Genomic DNA, 350 nt, shown 5'->3' with positions numbered 1-350 from the left:
CACTGGTACTGTTACCACATCTTTTGTACCGTCTGGATATGTCACCACTACTGTGCCTGTTGTCGTGCCCGGCTTGGATACATCCGGTGGTGTCTGCCATTCCACTGTTGTGCCTGGCGGGAATGTACCTTCATTACCGATGCCCTCTGTTGCTGGCGGTACTACACCTACCGGTGTTGTGATCGGTGTCACGATTGGCGTGTTTTCAACGGCATCCGTCGGTCCTGCAGGTACTTCTACTGTCACTGGTACTGTTACCACATCTTTTGTACCGTCTGGATATGTCACCACTACTGTGCCTGTTGTCGCGCCCGGCTTGGATACATCCGGTGGTGTCTGCCATTCCACTG

General features: G+C 53.4%; 1 protein-coding gene. It reads right to left on the bottom strand.

The features are described from left to right. Positions 1-350, bottom strand: a 350-nt coding sequence (locus ERX27_RS11270) for a Rib/alpha-like domain-containing protein (protein ID WP_133432865.1), incomplete at both ends; no start/stop codon positions are given.

Origin of the sequence: Macrococcus brunensis (assembly GCF_004359615.1) — a bacterium.
Lineage (GTDB): Bacteria > Bacillota > Bacilli > Staphylococcales > Staphylococcaceae > Macrococcus > Macrococcus brunensis.
Note: the sequence above shows the minus strand (reverse complement) of the source record. Positions and strands in the feature narration are given on the sequence as shown.